The following is an 18,286-nucleotide window of genomic DNA, read 5'->3' as shown; positions in this document are numbered from 1 at the left end:
CATCAGATTGTGCGGTAGGCTGTGGTCACTTTCCAGAGATAGCGCGGTGCCTGCGCCGCCGGATGCTTTTTCTGTACGTGCTGATAAAACTCATCCGGGGACATGGAATTAATCATCGCAATGGCCCGATCGCGATCGCTGGAAAACGTCCTCAGCAACGCCCCTGCACCGTTGGCATAAGAGACGATGGTGGCATAACGCAGTGTCAGCGGATCACGAATGCCTGACAGTGCTGAATTCTGCAGAATACGGATGTAGGCGGTGCCGATATCAATATTTTTGGCCGGATCGCGCAACTCAGCATTCGATGGCTGACCACGACGGCCCAGTGTGCGATAGACCTCGCGCCCGGCAGTTGACGCTTTAATCTGCATGAGACCCACCGCATTAGAACGGCTCACCACGCCCGGATTTCCTCCCGACTCGACACTGATAATGGCGCTGATCAACTTCTCATCAACGCCATAATGACTGGCGGCATCTTCGGTAAACATTGCCCAGGTCCCATTGACGCTGGACGGGGGTGCCTGAGTTAATGGCGTGTTGCGTTGCTTAACGACCTGATGCGGTGGCTCGCTGGCACAGCCGGTCAGGAGTAACGCCGGGAGTATAAGGTGTCGGATTTTCAGCAATTTTTCGTCTCTTAGCTGTTGTGGCGAGTGCTATCATACCCAGGCAGCCTGAGAGCAAAATTACCGTTTATCCTAAATGCACTAAAATGCGGCGCGTACCGTGACTTCAGCGAGGCTTTTCGCCATCATCGCCGTTAGTCAGCCGCCAACAGCAGGAAAGTATGATGATTTCACGTTCAGTTCGTCTTATCTCCCCCTCCGGTTACTGTCACAACCAACCTGCGGCGCAGCAGGCTATTGCGCGCCTGCGTGCGGCGGGCCATCAGATAGAGAACGAACAGGTGATCACCCGCCGTTTTCAGCGCTTTGCGGGAACAGATGCAGAACGCCTGGCGGATATCAATCAGCTTGCCAGCCTGAGCACCCTGCCCGATATCGTGCTGGCAGTGCGAGGCGGTTATGGGGCCAGCCGGTTACTGGAATCCATCGACTACATCGGCCTGCAGCGCCGTCTGATGAATCAGCCAGTAGCGCTGTGTGGCCACAGCGACTTCACCGTGATTCAGCTGGCGTTACTGGCGCAGGTCGGCCTGATTACCTTCAGCGCCCCCATGCTGGCGGGTAATTTCGGCGCCGCGACCTTATCTGAATTTACCCTCCACCACTTCTGGCAGGCACTAACATCGCCTACAGTAGAGGTGAAATGGCAGAGTGAAACGCCAGATCAGGGCGAATGGCAGGGTACGCTGTGGGGCGGAAATCTGGCGATGATCTGCTCACTGATTGGCACGCCGTGGATGCCACAGATTGAGAACGGCATTCTGGTGATCGAAGATGTGAATGAACATCCGTTCCGCATTGAGCGCATGCTCATTCAGTTGCAGCAAAGCGGCATTCTGGCGCGCCAGCGGGCGATCGTCACAGGCAGCTTCACCAGCACGGCTCTGTCAGAGTATGACAATGGGTTTAATTTCGAGACCGTCTGGCAACACGTGCGTGACATCAGTGGTTTGCCAGTGATCAGTGGATTAGATTTTGGTCATGCTGCTGACACCGTCACACTGCCGCTGGGTACCCGCGCACGATTAGCGGTCAGTCAGGGCCACGCCCATTTACAGGCAACCGGCCACCCCGTCCTGCGGGAATAAAGTACGTTTCAGGAGATCGACATTGAAGCCGTTGTATGACGATTTGTGGATCTCGACCCCGGAATTTCCGGTGGAAGATGCCGTTAACGACCTGATGATGCATGGCTTTATGCTGCGTCACCCGCGCGGCAATCTGCTGATTGGCCGTGTAGAAAACCCGCTTGATCATGAAGTCATCGCCGATAGCGGCGGCGTCATCCGCCACTATCTGACCCACTGGCACGAATCTGCGCCCGGCGCGGCGGTGATTCAGCAACGCTTTAGTAGCGCGCTTTACTGCCATAGCCGGTCGCTGGGAGCGATAAGCCGTTTTGCTGAACCTGACGACACCTTTTCACAGCACGAGACGCACTTCGGGGATGTTCAATTACTGTCAACGCCAGGACACACACCAGGCAGTTGCAGTTATCTCTATACCTCGCCGCTGGGGCTGACCTATCTGTTTGTCGGCGACACCGTGACACGTTCTCATGATCAGTGGGTCACGGTGCTGGTGCCGGACAGTAATCTGGCTGAGCTGAGTCAAACGCTGGAGTTTTATCGATCGCTGCGTCCTGACGTGGTGCTGATGAGCACTACGCGTGGACATCTCTCCTGGAAAAAGGTCACGCTGCAGAGCTGGCTGGCGGCGATTGATGAGGCTGAACAGAATCCGCTGGATTTGCGTCAGCAACCCTTGTTTTGATTACAGGGCTTTCGTCAGATAGTGGCGCTGGTGATGCCGTGGATAGTTATCCAGACTGAAGCGCAGCGTATAGCCGAGCTTTTCATAAAACGGTCGCGCCTGAAAACTGGCAGTATCCACCTGCGCAAAACGACAGCCGCGATCCCGCGCCTCCTGCTCTGCCGACTGCATCAGCTTGCTGCCCGCCCCCTGCCCGCGTAGCGCCTCACTCACCCACAGCATATCAATCCGCAGCCAGTTTCCGGCGGTTGACCCGGTCAGCCCGGCCAGCTTTCTGCCCTGGTCATCACGAATAAACACGCCGATCGACCTGATCTCATTAGTATTAATATATTTGCTGTTGAACGCAGTCAGACCCAGTCTGACTTCATCCAGGTCCTGCGCGGTGACGTTATCGGTAATCTCAGGTTGCATAGTGGCTCCAGGGCGGTTAACTGTCGGAACGCTGACGATCGTCATAGCGCTCCAGGCTCAGCGCATCCACATCGCGTTTTTCGGTGCGGCTGCAGGGCAGCAGTTTATCGCTGTCGTGATAGACAAAGAAACTGGCTTGAGTGCGCTGGTTTACAATCAGCTGATCGCCGTTGCGAAATCGGGTAATCGCCACCTTATCGCCCGCTTCCAGACGGGTACGCTGCTGACCGGCCGCAATCTGGAAATGATTTTCTGGCCACATCAGGGTGGTTAAACCATATTCAGCACGTGAAACGGTCATGGTCGCCCTGCCAGGGCAGTTAAGCTGAAATTCGGTTTCGCTCCAGGCGGGTGCAATGTGACAGGCCAGCAGGCCCAGGGCAATTAACGCAGCCTTCATGCTGTGTCTCCGCTGATTTTACTAAGAATTTTTAGCTTAACATATTAACGATCGCAGGAGGGTAATGAGGGATTGACACCAAGACCATTAAAAAATGGAATCGGTGTGCGCAAAAAGCTGAAAGTTGAGAAAAGATAAAGTAATCCGGCCAGTCAGACAGGCAGCCATACTGGCCGGATAAGGATTATTCAGCCGCCACCTCGGCCGCCACTAACATCAGCGCCAGCCCCGCATTCTCGCTATCGTAAGCCTGCATTGCTGCACGAATATCCGCTGAGCAGGCGATCACTTGTTGCTTCTTATCGGCTTCAAGCTGGTCAACTGCATGGCGAATAATCATTAGACTTGCTTCTTCTTCTTTCATCATTTATCCCTGGATTTGCCTAAGTGGTGCGCAAAGGAGCCAAGAATAACGTTTATTGATAAGCAAAGTCACCCTTTTACATTCCTGTTGCTTAACGATTAAACAAATCTCAAACAGAAAGCGTAGTGGAAACTGCTATGATTAAGTCATTAGTGGCGCCGCAGGAAAGACGCGGTGTCATAAAACGCCCAGGGATTGAAGCAGGTAGAAAATCATGATGCGACTAAGCATGTTTATCCTCATCACGATGATGACTGGATGTTCATCTGGCCCGAAAGGGGTGGAGTGCCCAGGTGAGGTCTCGACAATTTATGGTCAGTCGATGGGGGAAACTCAGGGCGTGATTTTTGACCTTGTTAACAGCTTCACGGTGACCCGTGAGAATGTCAGCGTGAAGAGTGGTCCGCTGCAGTCGCTGGATCGATTTAAATATGTTCCCTCCGCCATTACGCCTGAAGGCTACTATGCGCAACGCTTGTCAGATAAGCAGTTCCGCCTGATTAATCCTTATCAGGACACCCAAATCACCTGGACCTGTCCATAGGGGATGAATCCTGCTGCCAGATCGTTTATTGTCAGGAAACGTCAAGCAGCAGGTCCCTCCGATGGAAAAGCGTCTGGATAACAACGGTTATATTGACTTCCCCTTCCCCGCCACCCGCAATGCAGATGGCTCAGTGAATCCGTGTGGTTTTGATTTGACGCTGGAAACCGGTCGGCTTGAGGAGATCGCGGTGCTGAACCGCTCAGTAAATCTTCGGCGGCTGGTCGAAGAGATCAATCTGCAGGAAGGGCTGTTTATGACGCTGGCTTGTGACTGGCAGCAGCAGGCTGATGCTATCTGCGGTTTTATCGATGTGGCCTTTCGACCCGATCTTCCGCAACACGGGCACGAGGAGGCATTGCAGCTGGAGGCGAGCTTCTACCGTTATCTGGCCGGGCAGGAGAAGCAGCATCAGATGCCCGCAGAGAGCCTGGTCAATTATGCCCGTTCTGTACTCGACTGGAGCTGGTCACCGCTGCGCCAGCGTCAGCGCGATTACGAAAAAATCACTATTCAGTTCTATTGTCCTCAGGCGGATGACGCCGAATGGTGTTTTGATCATCTTCGTCATTTTCTGGTGAGCGTCTATCCGGCCTGCGTTGCCGCTCGTTCACGCTGATCCCCTTTGCTTCCGGAGTCGCTATGCGTTCTGCTGCGCTGTCTGCTTTTACACTCGTCTGCTCGCTGTTTTTTGCCGCCGCTGCCCAGGCCGATCGTTGCCAGCAAATTCGCGCCGGCCTGGATATCGGTTCTGGCACCACGAAAGTTGCGGTTGCACGCGTCAACGTCTGCCAGCTACGCATTGAAAAAGTGCTGTATCAGGATCAGCGCGCCGTGGCCTGGAACGATGCATTAGCGCATTCAGCAGATAACCAGCTCAATCCGGCGATAACACAGGAAGGCGTAGCCGCACTGCAGCAGCTTGTTGCGCACGCAAAGCGCTTTCATCCACAGCGAATCAGCGGCGTCGCCACGGCGGTGTTCCGCAACGCCAGTAACGGTCAGGCAGTCATTGAACAGTTGCAGCGTCAGACCGGTGCGGAAATCAACATCATCTCGCAAGAGCAGGAAGCGAAACTCGGTTTCCTTTCCGCTAAAGCCGCGCTTAACGATCCGGCAATCCGTGATGAGCAGTTACTGGTCTGGGATATTGGCGGCGGGTCGATGCAGATGACAGCCTGGCGACAGCAGTCCGGCAAGCTGGTAGCCGATATCTATCAGGGTAAGCTGGCCTCGGTAACGTTAAAGAACTTTATTCTGACGGTGCTGAAAAACAGCCCGGAGGCTAAATCTCCTAACCCGATTGGCTCCTGGCGGCCGTCGGTGCTGCGCTTTGTGCAGTTTTACGCGACGAATGAGGTCAGCCCGCAGATTAAACAGGATGTGGCGGGTCGTCGGGTCATTGGCATTGGAGGCGTACACGGTTTTTCGATCCGCAATCAGTTACCGGGAAAACCCCATCGCTATACGCTGACGGAATTACAGCAGCTTTCGCAGCAACAGGTCTGGAAAGGCGACAGTGAACTGTCGGGTGACTACCGCGCCACCGACGTCAGCAATCTGTTACTGGTGGAAGGGTTTATGCAGGCGCTGAAAATAGATCAGGTCACCCTTGTTGAGGCCAGCCTGATTCAGGGCGTGCTGCTGCAGTAGCGCGGCGCTCCCCCGCTATACGTCGGGTTTGACCAGCCGGATGGCATGATCCAGCCTCCGCTGTTCATCCCGTTCACTATGGGCGCGCTGCTGGCGCGTACGTTTTAGCAGGTCATAGATTTCGCCACGGCGGGTGTCATGACCGCGCTCCATCAGCACAATCACCGCATCGCCAATCACCCGGCAGACTTCTTCATAGTCATCATCATTCAGTGTATCACGTTTCATCGCTTCTCCTCCGGCTGTGGCTTCCTGTGCCGCCTTTTCAAAGGCCAGACAGGAAATGGCTGGCCCGCAAACACCACGCCATTAACAGCCAGAAATGATTTCTTAGCCCTAAATCTCCCGCTGGAAGAGCAGAATTCACTATCTTTGCTACGCTTTGAGGGTCTCACTCATAACCAAGGAGCAATAAATGTCAGGAAAAATCGAAGATAAAGTAAAAGAAGCCGCTGGCGCAGTTCAGGAACAATGGGGTGCAGCAACCGGTTCATCTGAGCATCAGGCTAAAGGCGCAGCACGTCGTTACACCAACCAGGCAACCTATGCTGCCCGCGACGCTGCTGAAACTATCCGCGATCAGGTTCAGTCTAATCCTGTCGCCGGTCTGGCCGTTGCTGCAGGCGTTGGCGTATTTATCGGCTTCCTGCTGGGCCGCAAGTAAACCCGCTGAACGCCAACAGAACGGAAGCCGCGCGCTTCCGTTTTTTTTGCTCCGACGCGTCTCGCCAGCTGAGATATATCTGAAAGATAAGCCTTTTCAGGTCAGCGTGCCGGGAGACTCAGCGTTGAGTTATGTTCTCTTTCTGACAACATCAAGGTGACCTTATGAAAACACTTTCTGCTCTGCTGCTGGTTGCAGCGACGTTTACCTCTCTGGCAGGCTGCTCACAGAGGAGCGACGCGATTAAAGCGGATGGCCGTCCTCATGCGCCAAGCGGTCAGTCTTCACCGGGCGGTACGCTGGGCGCCGGACCCGTGGGGCAGCCTCAGTCATAATTCCCAGCCCCGGCACCTATGCCGGGGTTCATTCATGGCGTTGTATTATTCCTCAGTCACATAAAATATCTTCGCTAATGATTAATCTGCTAGTAGTCCTGCCTGAAATTAAAACCTGCCTAATTCATTAATAAAACTTCCCAGAAAATTTCAATTTGATCACAAATAATTAAATTGCATTTTTATTTAAGTAAAAAAATCGGCCAAAGTTCAAACGAAAATTCAACGGCTCAGAAAAACATTCCGTATTAATGAACTTTATCTGTAGCGTCAATCTCTAACACTCCATAATATTTTCATTTTAATAACATTATTAAGTTCAAGAGAATTCTGACGTGAAGAAAAAAAAGATTTATCTGATAGACCGACTTTTAACGCTTTATTCTCGATTTTCCACCAGAAAAAAACCTCAGGACCTTAAGACGCTGACGCCCGATACGGTGGTGATCTACTCCACGACAGCGCTGGGGGATTTCCTGATGAACACCCCGGCTATCTGTAGCCTGAAAAAGCACTATCCTGAGAGCAAATTTGTTCTGGTCTCCAGCAAGAAAAATAAAGACCTTGTCAGCCGTTATGATTGGTTTGACAGGATCTATATATGGGATAACAAAATTGCGAATTTCCTGCCGCTGTTTTTCAAACTGCGTCGCCACAAACCTGACCTCTCAGTCATATTACACGCCCATTTCCCCTACGATATTATGAGTTCAGTACTGACGGGCAGTAAGGTCATTGTGCGCGACCATTATGGCAGCGAGTCGCCGGTGTTAAATAAATATCTGGATCACTATTCAGGCTATTTTGACGATCATACCATCAAGCGTAAGCTGAAACTGATTGAAGCCCTGGGTGCAGAGACAGAGCAGACCCGGATGCATCTGCCCGAGACGAATAGCAGCCTGCCCCCTAAAGCTAACCATCGCCGTATTGGTTTTCAGTTGGGCGCATCGAAAGATATTCGCCGCTGGCCGCTGGCCTCTTTCCAGCAGCTGGCAATGACCCTGCTGGAACGCTGGCCCGACACTGAGATTATCATTACGGGTACCGCCGCTGAACAACCGCTGGAGCGGAAATTTATCGAAAGCCTGCCGCTGGACTACCGTAAGAATGTTACATCCATGGCAGGGAAAACTAATCTCAGTGGGTTGATTAACCTGATTCGCACACTGGACCTGCTGGTCACCGGTGATACCGGTCCACTGCACATCGCCGTTGCAGCGCAGACGCCAACGGTTAGCCTGTTCTCAACCGCCAATCCTCGCTATACCGGCCCCTGCCAGGACAGCGATCGCCACATTATCATTCATCGCCCGGATAAAACGGCGTCACAGCATCCGATGGCAAATATCAGGGTCGAAGAGGTCGGGCAGGCCGTGGCTAAGCTGGTGGGTTAATGAACGATTTTTCTCAAGCCATTGTTGCGCTGATTGAGTATCACAATCAGCCAACCACGCTGGGCTGGTTCCGGAAAGTGGATCGGAGAAATTTTCATCTGCAGCAATTACCGCTGAATGAGGTAGAGTTTGCCCTTCTGATGAGCGATTTCTTTAGCACTTTTGGCGTCAGCGCAGAGCACTACAATGAAGCGCGCTATTTTCCGGCCTCTGCCCCGCGGCGCTTCCTGCCTGACCGGTGGTTCAGCGCAGGCACATATTGTCCATTAACCGTTGCCATGCTGTGTGAAGCGGCCAGACAGGGACACTGGCCTGAAAATGATTAGGGAATAATGGTCTGGACGAAGGCGTCATAAACTTCGCGACTGCTCAGCGCGTTGACCTCACGTGACGCTGGTTGCAGAACCTGATAGTTAACCTGCCACGGATGCCAGCACGCCGGATCGCTGGCGCCAAACAGCGCCACCACCGGTAATCCCAGCGCGGCACCCATGTGCATTGCCCCACCATCACTGCTCACCAGCCCCTGACACAACGACATGGCTGCAATCAGCTGCGGCAGGCTGGTGGTTGACACCGCCTTGATCGGCAGGTGCGGGCAGAGCGCCATAATTTCATGCGCTTTTTCGTCATCACCTGGATGACGCGGATTATCGCGACTGCCGGGTGACCACAGCAGCATAATCTGACAGGCATGCCGCGTTGCAATCTTTTCAGCCAGTTCGGCAAATCGGGTGGCTTCCCACTGCTGGCTCGGCTTACGGGCGCTGATCTGTAAGGCATAGACCGGCACAGTGGAATCAATCGCACAGGTATCACGCAGGCTGGCGGCAATTGCCGTATCCGGCAACAGCGTCAGTTTGCCCGGCGCTATGGCGCTGAGACTGAAGGGCCGCCCCAGACTGAACAGGGTTTCGCTGATATGACACGGAGACTTGCCCGGCGGGGGCAACAGATCGGTAATTAGCGGATGCGACTGTTCACCTAAAGCAATCACTCTGGTGGGCCGCACCGTTTTAACCCACTTCATACCGTGCTGATCCCAGCGGCTTTTTGCCAGAATCACAGCGTCATAACGTTGCTTTTTCAGGGTCAGCATCAGCTTCAGTCGCTGTAAAACACAAGCCAGCCGGCTCTGCCCTGCCTCGCGGTGATGCAGCTTGGTGTAAAAGAAGAGCTGCCGGATATCGGGATTATGCTGCAACACGGGCGCAGCGTAATTGTTGGTCAGCACATCGACCTGATGCTGGCCAGATTGCGCCAGCGCACTAATGAGCGGCGTGGTCAGTAACGTGTCGCCAATATTATCCCGACAAATAATTAAAACCCGCATATCTGACATCCTCTGCGCACAGGCTACGCCGTACTGGCTGAATTAAAGTAAGACTTGCCCATTCAACGTTCTGAACGCGTTAACGTAACGGCACAAGTCAGCAAATTAGTCAGCGCAGATTGAGGTTGGTTCAATAGTCACGATATTCTGGAAAGACATTGGCCATTTTAAAATCCCGTTCTCTGACTGATTCATTAGCCGGACTGTTGATTGAAAAAGTAAATAACACTTCAAAACTCAATGCCGACAAACACGCAATGAATTTTTTCAGACATGACTTCATGACTATGAATTAATTACCCACTTATAACGCCGGCAAAACCTGAGCAGAAAACAGGCGAAAGATATTCAGCGTCATTAACTATTTAACGTTCTGAAAACTTTTCTCTGAGTACGCTATTTCATTAATCATTATTCAGATGATGCTGGAGGGAAGATTGACGATCGCGGTGTTTCTTTTACCGTGTAATCAGGCAGAGGTACGTATAGAAATATTACCGTGATACGCAGCGATAAATGATTCATCCACACACTTACCTGAAAAGACACCTGCAGCATGCGGTGCGAAAGCAATAAATGTCGTTGGGTTTTCTGCGTCTTTAAAGCGTGCGTCTGCTGAATCTGTTATGACTAAAAATGATGCGGAAGAAAGCGCGAGGGGTGAAAGCAGAAACAAAAAAACCAGCACAGCGTTGAACGCTATGCTGGCTCAGGCAGACATTACATATTTTCGATGATCGCGTCACCAAACTCTGAACATTTCAGCAGTTTAGCGCCATCCATCAGGCGTTCGAAATCGTAAGTCACGGTTTTGTTAGCGATAGCGCCTTCAACACCTTTAACAATCAGGTCAGCCGCTTCGAACCACTCCATGTGACGCAGCATCATTTCCGCTGACAGAATGACTGAACCTGGGTTCACTTTATCCTGACCAGCATACTTAGGTGCTGTACCGTGGGTTGCTTCGAACAGTGCACATTCGTCACCGATGTTCGCGCCTGGGGCGATACCGATACCGCCAACCTGCGCCGCCAGGGCGTCAGAGATGTAGTCACCGTTCAGGTTCATACAGGCGATAACATCATATTCTGCCGGACGCAGCAGGATCTGTTGCAGGAACGCATCAGCAATCACATCTTTAACGATGATCTCTTTGCCGGTGTTCGGGTTCTTAAACTTCATCCACGGGCCGCCGTCGATCAGTTCGCCGCCGAACTCTTCTTTCACTAACTGGTATCCCCAGTCTTTGAAAGAGCCTTCGGTGAACTTCATGATGTTGCCTTTGTGAACCAGGGTCAGTGAATCACGATCGTTGGTGATGGTGTATTCTACTGCCGCGCGTACCAGACGTTTGGTACCCGCTTCTGAACACGGCTTAACGCCGATACCGCACTGCTCAGGGAAGCGAATTTTCTTCACGCCCATCTCTTCGCGCAGGAACTTGATCACTTTGTCCGCTTCGGCAGAGCCCGCTTTCCACTCGATACCCGCATAGATATCTTCGGAGTTTTCACGGAAGATCACCATGTCGGTCTCTTCAGGGCGTTTAACCGGGCTTGGCGTGCCTTTGTAGTAACGTACAGGACGCAGGCAGACGTAGAGGTCAAGCTCCTGACGCAGTGCCACGTTCAGTGAACGAATACCGCCGCCGACCGGGGTGGTCAGTGGGCCTTTGATGGCCACGCGATATTCTTTGATTAAGTCGAGCGTTTCCTGTGGCAGCCAGACGTCCTGGCCGTAGAGTTCAACTGACTTCTCACCGGTGTAAATCTCCATCCAGGAGATTTTACGCTCGCCGTTGTAGGCTTTCTTCACCGCCGCGTCGACCACTTTCAGCATGACCGGGGAAACATCAACACCGATACCGTCACCCTCAATGTAAGGAATGACTGGATTGTTTGGCACGGTAAGCTTGCCCTGATTCAGGGTGATTTTCTGACCTTCCGCCGGAACAACTACTTTGCTTTCCATTAACCTCTCCTGGGCGTTTGTTAATGATTTGTAAGATGCGCGTCAATACTACTTGAATATTTCGGCCACGCCAATCACCGCAATTTCACGTTATAATGCGCCGATTGTCTCTGACTGCAAAGCCCATGCGAAAAACAACTCAACGAATTCACCAGGATAAACGATTCAGCCGCCCGACGCGTGATGCGCGACGCCCCCCTGCTCGCCCTGCGATGCCGCGCCGTGTGATTTTGTTTAACAAACCGTTCGACGTGCTGCCACAATTCACCGATGAAGCAGGTCGCCGCACCCTGAAAGATTTTGTCAGCGTCGCAGAAGTCTATGCCGCAGGCCGCCTCGATCGCGACAGTGAAGGTTTGATGGTGCTGACCAACGACGGCGCGCTGCAGGCCGCGCTGACGCAGCCCGGTAAACGGACCGGCAAGGTCTATTATGTGCAGGTAGAAGGCGAGCCACAGGAGGCGGATCTGCAGCCGCTGCGGGATGGGGTTAATCTTAAAGATGGCATGACCCTGCCCGCTGGCATAGAGAAAGTGCCTGAGCCTCAGTGGCTTTGGCCACGTCAGCCGCCGATCCGCGAACGTAAAAATATCCCGACGCAGTGGCTGAAAGTCACACTGTATGAAGGCCGTAATCGTCAGGTACGCCGGATGACAGCCCATATTGGTTTCCCCACCTTACGGTTAATTCGCTACGCGATGGGACAGTATTCACTCGACGATCTGGCTCCCGGTGCATGGCGCGAACTCAGCAATATTGCACCTTGAGCTTCTATCTTTTATAACCTCAGGTTAACAATTGCGGAGAAGAGATGTTTAAACCTCATGTTACTGTCGCCTGTCTGGTTCAGGCTGAAGGTGAACTGCTGGTGGTAGAAGAGACGATTAACGGTCGTGCCACCTGGAACCAGCCAGCCGGACATCTCGAAGCGGATGAAACGCTGCTGGAAGCTGCCGAACGTGAACTCTATGAAGAGACCGGCATCGCCGCTTCCATGCACTATTTCATCGGAATAAACCAGTGGATCGCGCCCGACAGTACGCCTTTTGTGCGTTTTTTATTTGGCGTCGATCTGGCGGAGAAAGCACCAACCCAGCCGCAGGACAGCGACATCGATTGTTGCTGGTGGCTGCCGCCAGCGCAGATTCTCACTGCCTCCAACCTGCGTTCGCCGCTGGTTGCGGAAAGCGTACGGCTGTGGCAACAGGGCACGCGCTACCCGCTACATCTGGTCAGCCCGTTCCAGTGGCCGTTTCACGAGGGTGCGCGCCTGCCTTCTGCATGATAGAATGCGCCGCCTGTTTTTTTATCGTAATGCGAGCGTGTCATGTCTGACAACAGCCAGAAAAAAGTGATCGTCGGTATGTCCGGCGGCGTCGATTCTTCCGTTTCCGCCTGGTTACTGCAGCAGCAGGGTTACCAGGTTGAAGGCCTGTTCATGAAGAACTGGGAGGAGGACGATGGCGAGGAGTATTGTACCGCCGCGGACGATCTGGCGGATGCGCAAGCGGTCTGCGACAAGCTGGGTATGAAGCTGCACAAAGTTAACTTTGCGGCTGAATACTGGGATAACGTCTTTGAGCATTTCCTCGAAGAGTACAAAGCGGGCCGCACGCCTAACCCCGATATTCTCTGCAACAAAGAGATCAAATTCAAAGCGTTCCTGGAGTTCGCCGCAGAGGACCTGGGCGCAGATTTCATCGCCACAGGTCACTACGTGCGCCGCCATGACGTGGACGGCCAGAGCCAGCTGTTACGCGGTCTGGATGGCAACAAAGACCAGAGCTATTTCCTCTATACGCTGAGCCACCAGCAGATCGCCCAGAGTCTGTTCCCGGTCGGCGAGCTGGAAAAACCGGAAGTACGCCGCATTGCCGAACAGCTGGACCTGATCACCGCGAAGAAGAAAGATTCTACCGGCATCTGCTTTATCGGCGAACGCAAATTCCGCGACTTCCTGGCGCGCTATCTCCCCGCTCAGCCTGGCGAGATTGAAACCACGGAAGGCCAGATTGTCGGTGAACATCAGGGGCTGATGTACCATACTCTGGGACAGCGTAAAGGCCTGGGGATTGGCGGCCTGAAAGAGAGCAAAGATGATCCCTGGTATGTTGTCGACAAAGATGTGGCACGTAACCGCCTGATTGTCGCCCAGGGCGGCGATCATCCGCGTCTGATGTCCGTAGGCCTGATTGCACAGCAGTTGCACTGGGTTGATCGCCAGCCGATTACCGCCCCGCTTCGCTGCACCGTGAAAACCCGCTATCGTCAGACCGATATTCCCTGTGAGATTATTCCACACGGCGACGATCGCATTGAAGTGCGTTTCGATGAACCCGTCGCTGCGGTCACGCCGGGTCAGTCTGCGGTGTTTTACCTTGGTGACGTTTGCCTCGGTGGCGGTATTATCGAACAGCGCCTGCCGTTAGTGGCGGAGTAAGCGGGAACAGCCCGCGTTGATGACGCGTAAACAGGAGTAACCGTGGCGAAAAATTATCAGGAAATTACGCTGGCGCTGGCGGGCATCTGTCAGTCTGCCCATCTGGTGCAGCAGCTGGCTCAGCAGGGTCACTGCCAGCCAGAGGCACTGACCGTGTCGCTGCGCAGCGTGCTGGACCTTAATCCTGGCTCCACGCTGGCGGTGTTTGGTAACAATGAAGCCAACCTGCGCCTCGGGCTCGAAACCCTGATGGCGGTGCTGAACAGCAGCAGTCGCCAGGGCGCAGGCGCAGAACTGACGCGTTATACCCTGAGCATGATGGTGCTGGAGCGCAAGCTTAGCGCCAGTAAATCCGCCATGGCCACACTGGCACAGCGCATTACACAGCTGGATCGCCAGCTGGCGCATTATGAACTTGAGTCCGACACCATACTGAGCGCGATGGCGGCCATCTATGTAGATGTGATCAGCCCGCTTGGCCCACGTATTCAGGTTACCGGTTCGCCTGCGGTGCTGCAGAATACGCAGGTGCAGAGTAAAGTGCGCGCCACGCTGTTAGCCGGTATCCGTGCGGCTGTCTTGTGGCAGCAGGTCGGTGGTGGCCGACTGCAACTGATGTTCTCGCGTCAGCGTTTGCTGCGTGAAGCAAAAACCCTCTTATCCCGGCTGCCACTGACTTACTAAGTCGGTGCGGCAAAACACGCTAAATGATTCAGGAGTTGCACTGATGGAATTATCCTCTCTGACCGCCGTTTCACCTGTCGATGGTCGTTACGGCGATAAAGTCAGCCCGCTGCGTGCGATTTTCAGCGAATACGGTTTGCTGAAATTCCGCGTTGAGGTTGAAGTTCGCTGGTTACAAAAACTGGCCGGGACCGCAGAGATCAAGGAAGTTCCTGCATTTGATGCCGACGCAAACGCTTTCCTTGATGCGATTGTCGCCGGTTTTTCTGAAGATGATGCGGCACGCATTAAAGCTATCGAGCGCACCACTAACCACGATGTGAAAGCGGTAGAGTATTTCCTGAAAGAGAAAGTCGCCGATCTGCCTGCCCTGCACGCCGTTTCTGAATTTATCCACTTCGCCTGCACTTCAGAAGATATTAACAATCTGTCGCACGCGCTGATGCTGGAAACCGCCCGTCGTGACGTCATCCTGCCCTACTGGCAGCAGCTGATCAGCGCTGTCAAAGGCCTTGCCAGCGAATACCGTGATATCCCGCTGCTCTCCCGCACCCACGGCCAGCCAGCCACGCCGTCGACCATGGGTAAAGAGATGGCTAACGTGGCTTACCGTCTGGAGCGTCAGTTACGTCAGCTGAAGCAGATCGAGGTGCTGGGCAAAATCAACGGCGCGGTCGGTAACTACAATGCCCACATTGCCGCCTATCCGGAAGTGGACTGGCATGAACTGAGCGAGAACTTTGTCACCTCGCTGGGGATCACGTGGAACCCCTACACCACGCAGATTGAGCCGCACGACTATATCGCTGAGATGTTCGACTGTATCGCCCGCTTTAACACCATCCTGATCGATTTCGATCGCGATATCTGGGGCTATGTGGCACTGAACCATTTTAAACAGAAAACCATTGCGGGCGAGATTGGTTCATCCACCATGCCGCATAAAGTGAACCCTATCGACTTCGAAAACTCGGAAGGCAATCTGGGTCTGGCGAATGCCGTAATGCAGCATCTGGCCAGCAAGCTGCCGGTTTCACGCTGGCAGCGCGATCTGACCGACTCCACCGTGCTGCGTAACCTCGGTGTGGGCGTCGGTTATGCGCTGATCGCCTATCAGGCCACCCTGAAAGGCATCTCGAAGCTGGAAGTGAACCGTGACCGCCTGCTGGATGAGCTGGACCACAACTGGGAAGTGCTGGCAGAACCGATTCAGACGGTGATGCGCCGTTACGGTATTGAAAAACCTTATGAGAAGCTGAAAGAGCTGACGCGTGGTAAACGCGTGGATGCTGCTGGTATGCAGGCGTTTATCGACAGTCTGGCGTTGCCAGAAGAAGAAAAAGTCCGTCTTAAGCAGATGACGCCAGCAAACTATATTGGCCGCGCTATTCAGATGGTTGACGATCTGAAATAATACCCGCCGCAGACCGGCCCCGTCCGGTCTGCGTTAACATCTTGTTTAATACATTTCGCGTATACTTTCTGCAGGTTGACTCAAACAGAGTGTAAGGAATTTCTATGCGTGTTCTGGTTGTTGAAGACAATGCCCTGCTGCGCCATCATCTCGCCGTCCAGTTACGTGACATGGGCCATCAGGTCGATGCCGCCGAAGACGCCAAAGAAGCCGACTATTTTCTTCGCGAACATCTGCCCGATATCGCACTGGTCGATCTCGGCCTGCCGGATGAAGATGGCATGTCGCTGATTCGCCGCTGGCGCAGTGATGCCGTGCGTCAGCCGATTCTGGTGCTAACCGCCCGCGAAGGCTGGCAGGCGAAAGTGGAAGCGCTGGAAGCCGGAGCGGATGACTACGTCACCAAGCCGTTTCACATTGAAGAGGTCGCGGCACGTCTGCAGGCGCTGATGCGCCGTAACAGTGGGCATGCATCGCAGATCATCGATATGGCACCGTTTCAGGTGGATCTCTCGCGCCGTGAACTCACGGTCAATGAAGAGCCGGTGAAGCTTACCGCCTTTGAATACACCATTGTCGAGACGCTGATCCGTAACGCGGGCAAAGTGGTCAGTAAAGACTCGCTGATGCTGCAGCTTTATCCTGACGCTGAACTGCGTGAAAGCCACACCATCGATGTTCTGATGGGGCGTCTGCGCAAAAAAATTCTGGCGTTGCACCCAACCGACGTCATCGCCACTGTCCGTGGCCAGGGTTACCGCTTTGATCTCTGACCATGTCCTGGTTTAACCGTTATCGCCCTATCTCGCTGCGCGCCCGCTTTCTGCTGGCGTCTGCAGCAATAGTTCTCTTCCTCTCGCTCTCTTACGGCATGGTCGCCGTGATTGGCTATGTGGTGAGTTTCGATAAAAACACCTACCGCGTCATGCGCGGCGAGAGCAATCTGTTCTTTACGCTGGCGCAATGGCATGACAACACGCTCACCATCGCCCAGCCGGAACGGATGACACTCAATTTCCCGACACTGGTGTTCATTTACGATGAGCACGGTAAGCTGCTGTGGCAGCAACGCGATGTGCCTGAGATCCGCAAAAAAATCCGTCGTGAATGGCTGCTGAAGCCCGACTTTTACGAGATTGATACCAGCAACCGCACCAGCATGGTGGCGATGGGCAATAACGTGAATGCTAAGCAGCGGCTCAACGACTGGGACACGGACAGCAACGACACCTTTACCCACTCAGTTGCCGTTAACCGTTACGATGCCACCACCAATCTCCCTGCGCTCACCATCGTGGTCGTCGATTCGATCCCGCAGGAGCTGCAGCATTCTGATGTGGTCTGGTCATGGTTCAGCTATGTGCTGGCGGCCAACCTGATACTGATTATTCCGCTGTTGTGGCTGGCGGCGCACTGGAGTCTGCGACCGATTGGCGCGCTGACACAGCAGGTGCGTGAACTGGAGACCAGTCAGCGCGAGAACCTGGCAGATAATCCACCGCAGGAGCTGCGCAGTCTGGTGCGCAACCTCAATCTGTTACTGACGAATGAGCGGCAGCGTTATACCCGCTATCGCACCACGCTTTCGGATCTGACCCACAGCCTGAAAACCCCGCTGGCCGTCTTACAGAGCACCCTGCGGTCGCTGCGAAACGGCAAAGAGCTGACAATAGAGCAGGCTGAGCCGGTCATGCTGGAGCAGATCAGCCGTATCTCGCAGCAGGTCGGATATTATCTGCATCGCGCCAGTATGCAGGCCGACCACAACCCCTTGCAGCGCGACATCCATTCCGTGTCCGGTTTGCTCGACAGCCTCTGTTCGGCGCTGAATAAAGTCTATCAGCGCAAGGGTGTGGCGATTTCGCTGGATATATCCCCGGAGCTGACCTTTGTGGGCGACCAGAATGATTTTATGGAAGTGCTGGGCAACGTGCTGGATAACGCCTGCAAGTACTGCCTGGAGTTTATCGAAGTCAGCGCTTATCAGAGCGAAAATGCACTGCATCTCTATATCGACGATGATGGTCCGGGCATTCCTGAAAGCAAGCGTGATTTAGTCTTCGTCCGGGGTCAGCGCGCCGATACCCTGCGTCCCGGTCAGGGGCTGGGTCTGGCGGTGGTGCGCGACATTCTGGAGCAGTATGAAGGCAACGTGATTGCCTCCAGCAGCGCACTTGGCGGAACACGCATGGAAGTAGTCTTTCAGCGCCAGGAAGTCGAACATCGCCGCGAGTAGAAAACCCTCAGGGCTGTTATACTTGCTGGCAT

General features: G+C 53.8%; 23 protein-coding genes. 16 read left to right on the top strand and 7 right to left on the bottom strand.

All coding sequences use genetic code 11. The features are described 5' to 3' along the window. Nucleotides 1–2: 2 nt before the first annotated feature. Nucleotides 3–632, bottom strand: coding sequence for a membrane-bound lytic murein transglycosylase EmtA (gene emtA / locus AC6I77_RS07240; protein ID WP_003851398.1), 630 nt, complete (start codon nucleotides 630–632; stop codon nucleotides 3–5). Between the two features lie 164 nt (nucleotides 633–796). Between emtA and ldcA the strand changes: the two genes are divergently transcribed. Next, a complete protein-coding gene (ldcA, locus tag AC6I77_RS07235; protein WP_082040853.1) occupies nucleotides 797–1,720 on the top strand; it encodes a muramoyltetrapeptide carboxypeptidase in 924 nt (307 codons plus the stop codon). A gap of 22 nt (nucleotides 1,721–1,742) precedes the next feature. Continuing rightward, the gene (locus AC6I77_RS07230) at nucleotides 1,743–2,405 is read left to right on the top strand and encodes an MBL fold metallo-hydrolase (protein ID WP_003851401.1); all 663 of its coding nucleotides are present in this window, start codon (nucleotides 1,743–1,745) and stop codon (nucleotides 2,403–2,405) included. Here the strand turns inward: AC6I77_RS07230 and AC6I77_RS07225 are convergent, their stop codons facing one another. The 3 genes from AC6I77_RS07225 to AC6I77_RS07215 all read right to left on the bottom strand — a co-directional run bounded on the left by AC6I77_RS07225 (nucleotide 2,406) and on the right by AC6I77_RS07215 (nucleotide 3,583). Further along, nucleotides 2,406–2,819: a GNAT family N-acetyltransferase gene (locus tag AC6I77_RS07225; protein WP_497816790.1), complete on the bottom strand. Its 414-nt coding sequence runs from the start codon at nucleotides 2,817–2,819 to the stop codon at nucleotides 2,406–2,408. Nucleotides 2,820–2,835: 16 nt separating this feature from the next. Next, entirely contained in the window at nucleotides 2,836–3,219 is a 384-nt protein-coding gene (locus tag AC6I77_RS07220; protein WP_003851405.1) for a hypothetical protein, read from the bottom strand. A gap of 184 nt (nucleotides 3,220–3,403) precedes the next feature. Next, the gene (locus tag AC6I77_RS07215) at nucleotides 3,404–3,583 is read right to left on the bottom strand and encodes a hypothetical protein (RefSeq protein ID WP_003851407.1); all 180 of its coding nucleotides are present in this window, start codon (nucleotides 3,581–3,583) and stop codon (nucleotides 3,404–3,406) included. A 214-nt stretch (nucleotides 3,584–3,797) separates the two neighbouring features. On the opposite strand from AC6I77_RS07215, the gene AC6I77_RS07210 reads away from it, so the two are divergent. From AC6I77_RS07210 to AC6I77_RS07200, 3 genes are all read left to right on the top strand, one after another. Continuing rightward, nucleotides 3,798–4,127, top strand: a complete 330-nt coding sequence (locus AC6I77_RS07210) for a hypothetical protein (protein ID WP_033762441.1) — start codon at nucleotides 3,798–3,800, stop codon at nucleotides 4,125–4,127. A gap of 61 nt (nucleotides 4,128–4,188) precedes the next feature. Beyond that, nucleotides 4,189–4,746 carry a hypothetical protein gene (locus tag AC6I77_RS07205; protein ID WP_003851412.1) on the top strand — a complete coding sequence of 186 codons (558 nt, stop codon included), beginning with the start codon at nucleotides 4,189–4,191 and terminating at the stop codon, nucleotides 4,744–4,746. A 23-nt stretch (nucleotides 4,747–4,769) separates the two neighbouring features. Next, nucleotides 4,770–5,780 carry a Ppx/GppA phosphatase family protein gene (locus tag AC6I77_RS07200; RefSeq protein ID WP_497816789.1) on the top strand — a complete coding sequence of 337 codons (1,011 nt, stop codon included), beginning with the start codon at nucleotides 4,770–4,772 and terminating at the stop codon, nucleotides 5,778–5,780. A gap of 15 nt (nucleotides 5,781–5,795) precedes the next feature. Here the strand turns inward: AC6I77_RS07200 and AC6I77_RS07195 are convergent, their stop codons facing one another. After that, a complete protein-coding gene (locus tag AC6I77_RS07195) occupies nucleotides 5,796–6,008 on the bottom strand; it encodes a DUF2767 family protein (RefSeq protein WP_008925950.1) in 213 nt (70 codons plus the stop codon). Between the two features lie 187 nt (nucleotides 6,009–6,195). Here AC6I77_RS07195 and AC6I77_RS07190 point away from each other — a divergent pair, with 187 nt between their 5' ends. The 4 genes from AC6I77_RS07190 to AC6I77_RS07175 all read left to right on the top strand — a co-directional run bounded on the left by AC6I77_RS07190 (nucleotide 6,196) and on the right by AC6I77_RS07175 (nucleotide 8,502). Beyond that, on the top strand, nucleotides 6,196–6,444 hold the full coding sequence (locus AC6I77_RS07190) for an ElaB/YgaM/YqjD family protein (protein WP_003851418.1): 249 nt from the start codon (nucleotides 6,196–6,198) through the stop codon (nucleotides 6,442–6,444). A gap of 164 nt (nucleotides 6,445–6,608) precedes the next feature. Then, the gene (locus AC6I77_RS07185; protein ID WP_003851420.1) at nucleotides 6,609–6,779 is read left to right on the top strand and encodes a hypothetical protein; all 171 of its coding nucleotides are present in this window, start codon (nucleotides 6,609–6,611) and stop codon (nucleotides 6,777–6,779) included. A gap of 335 nt (nucleotides 6,780–7,114) precedes the next feature. Continuing rightward, a complete protein-coding gene (locus AC6I77_RS07180) occupies nucleotides 7,115–8,176 on the top strand; it encodes a glycosyltransferase family 9 protein (protein ID WP_283543297.1) in 1,062 nt (353 codons plus the stop codon). Further along, entirely contained in the window at nucleotides 8,176–8,502 is a 327-nt protein-coding gene (locus tag AC6I77_RS07175; RefSeq protein ID WP_283543298.1) for a DUF1493 family protein, read from the top strand. Before AC6I77_RS07180 ends, AC6I77_RS07175 begins: the two co-directional genes overlap by 1 nt. On the opposite strand, the gene AC6I77_RS07170 is transcribed toward AC6I77_RS07175, so the two are convergent. Continuing rightward, the gene (locus AC6I77_RS07170; protein ID WP_497816788.1) at nucleotides 8,499–9,509 is read right to left on the bottom strand and encodes a glycosyltransferase family 9 protein; all 1,011 of its coding nucleotides are present in this window, start codon (nucleotides 9,507–9,509) and stop codon (nucleotides 8,499–8,501) included. The genes AC6I77_RS07175 and AC6I77_RS07170 overlap by 4 nt on opposite strands. 720 nt (nucleotides 9,510–10,229) lie before the next feature. Next, nucleotides 10,230–11,480 (bottom strand): NADP-dependent isocitrate dehydrogenase, encoded by a 1,251-nt coding sequence (gene icd, locus AC6I77_RS07165; RefSeq protein WP_008925947.1) that lies wholly within the window; start codon nucleotides 11,478–11,480, stop codon nucleotides 10,230–10,232. A 104-nt stretch (nucleotides 11,481–11,584) separates the two neighbouring features. Here icd and rluE point away from each other — a divergent pair, with 104 nt between their 5' ends. The 7 genes from rluE to phoQ all read left to right on the top strand — a co-directional run bounded on the left by rluE (nucleotide 11,585) and on the right by phoQ (nucleotide 18,254). After that, complete coding sequence (rluE, locus tag AC6I77_RS07160) at nucleotides 11,585–12,247, top strand: 23S rRNA pseudouridine(2457) synthase RluE (RefSeq protein ID WP_219848843.1); 663 nt, start codon at nucleotides 11,585–11,587, stop codon at nucleotides 12,245–12,247. A 44-nt stretch (nucleotides 12,248–12,291) separates the two neighbouring features. Beyond that, complete coding sequence (locus tag AC6I77_RS07155) at nucleotides 12,292–12,765, top strand: NUDIX domain-containing protein (protein ID WP_003849831.1); 474 nt, start codon at nucleotides 12,292–12,294, stop codon at nucleotides 12,763–12,765. A gap of 42 nt (nucleotides 12,766–12,807) precedes the next feature. Next, on the top strand, nucleotides 12,808–13,920 hold the full coding sequence (mnmA, locus tag AC6I77_RS07150; RefSeq protein ID WP_003849832.1) for a tRNA 2-thiouridine(34) synthase MnmA: 1,113 nt from the start codon (nucleotides 12,808–12,810) through the stop codon (nucleotides 13,918–13,920). A 42-nt stretch (nucleotides 13,921–13,962) separates the two neighbouring features. After that, nucleotides 13,963–14,604, top strand: a complete 642-nt coding sequence (hflD, locus tag AC6I77_RS07145) for a high frequency lysogenization protein HflD (RefSeq protein ID WP_008925946.1) — start codon at nucleotides 13,963–13,965, stop codon at nucleotides 14,602–14,604. A 43-nt stretch (nucleotides 14,605–14,647) separates the two neighbouring features. Further along, on the top strand, nucleotides 14,648–16,018 hold the full coding sequence (purB, locus tag AC6I77_RS07140; protein WP_003849835.1) for an adenylosuccinate lyase: 1,371 nt from the start codon (nucleotides 14,648–14,650) through the stop codon (nucleotides 16,016–16,018). A 104-nt stretch (nucleotides 16,019–16,122) separates the two neighbouring features. Beyond that, nucleotides 16,123–16,791 (top strand): two-component system response regulator PhoP, encoded by a 669-nt coding sequence (gene phoP / locus AC6I77_RS07135; protein ID WP_003849836.1) that lies wholly within the window; start codon nucleotides 16,123–16,125, stop codon nucleotides 16,789–16,791. 2 nt (nucleotides 16,792–16,793) lie between these two features. After that, nucleotides 16,794–18,254, top strand: a complete 1,461-nt coding sequence (phoQ, locus tag AC6I77_RS07130) for a two-component system sensor histidine kinase PhoQ (protein WP_003849837.1) — start codon at nucleotides 16,794–16,796, stop codon at nucleotides 18,252–18,254. Nucleotides 18,255–18,286: the final 32 nt, after the last annotated feature.

Source organism: Pantoea sp. X-Soil-ISGK-259, assembly GCF_059730705.1.
This window is presented reverse-complemented; position numbering and strand designations above follow the sequence as displayed.

Bases quoted from the DNA above. Each gene is read 5' to 3' on its own strand.
- AC6I77_RS07205 (WP_003851412.1), top strand. From the start codon at position 4,189: ATGGAAAAGCGTCTGGATAACAACGGTTATATTGACTTCCCCTTCCCC.
- ldcA (WP_082040853.1), top strand. From the start codon at position 797: ATGATTTCACGTTCAGTTCGTCTTATCTCCCCCTCCGGTTACTGTCAC.
- AC6I77_RS07195 (WP_008925950.1), bottom strand. From the start codon at position 6,008: ATGAAACGTGATACACTGAATGATGATGACTATGAAGAAGTCTGCCGG.
- AC6I77_RS07200 (WP_497816789.1), top strand. From the start codon at position 4,770: ATGCGTTCTGCTGCGCTGTCTGCTTTTACACTCGTCTGCTCGCTGTTT.
- mnmA (WP_003849832.1), top strand. From the start codon at position 12,808: ATGTCTGACAACAGCCAGAAAAAAGTGATCGTCGGTATGTCCGGCGGC.
- AC6I77_RS07215 (WP_003851407.1), bottom strand. From the start codon at position 3,583: ATGAAAGAAGAAGAAGCAAGTCTAATGATTATTCGCCATGCAGTTGAC.
- AC6I77_RS07225 (WP_497816790.1), bottom strand. From the start codon at position 2,819: ATGCAACCTGAGATTACCGATAACGTCACCGCGCAGGACCTGGATGAA.
- AC6I77_RS07220 (WP_003851405.1), bottom strand. From the start codon at position 3,219: ATGAAGGCTGCGTTAATTGCCCTGGGCCTGCTGGCCTGTCACATTGCA.
- AC6I77_RS07170 (WP_497816788.1), bottom strand. From the start codon at position 9,509: ATGCGGGTTTTAATTATTTGTCGGGATAATATTGGCGACACGTTACTG.
- AC6I77_RS07190 (WP_003851418.1), top strand. From the start codon at position 6,196: ATGTCAGGAAAAATCGAAGATAAAGTAAAAGAAGCCGCTGGCGCAGTT.
- AC6I77_RS07175 (WP_283543298.1), top strand. From the start codon at position 8,176: ATGAACGATTTTTCTCAAGCCATTGTTGCGCTGATTGAGTATCACAAT.
- AC6I77_RS07210 (WP_033762441.1), top strand. From the start codon at position 3,798: ATGATGCGACTAAGCATGTTTATCCTCATCACGATGATGACTGGATGT.
- phoQ (WP_003849837.1), top strand. From the start codon at position 16,794: ATGTCCTGGTTTAACCGTTATCGCCCTATCTCGCTGCGCGCCCGCTTT.
- purB (WP_003849835.1), top strand. From the start codon at position 14,648: ATGGAATTATCCTCTCTGACCGCCGTTTCACCTGTCGATGGTCGTTAC.
- icd (WP_008925947.1), bottom strand. From the start codon at position 11,480: ATGGAAAGCAAAGTAGTTGTTCCGGCGGAAGGTCAGAAAATCACCCTG.
- AC6I77_RS07155 (WP_003849831.1), top strand. From the start codon at position 12,292: ATGTTTAAACCTCATGTTACTGTCGCCTGTCTGGTTCAGGCTGAAGGT.
- phoP (WP_003849836.1), top strand. From the start codon at position 16,123: ATGCGTGTTCTGGTTGTTGAAGACAATGCCCTGCTGCGCCATCATCTC.
- AC6I77_RS07185 (WP_003851420.1), top strand. From the start codon at position 6,609: ATGAAAACACTTTCTGCTCTGCTGCTGGTTGCAGCGACGTTTACCTCT.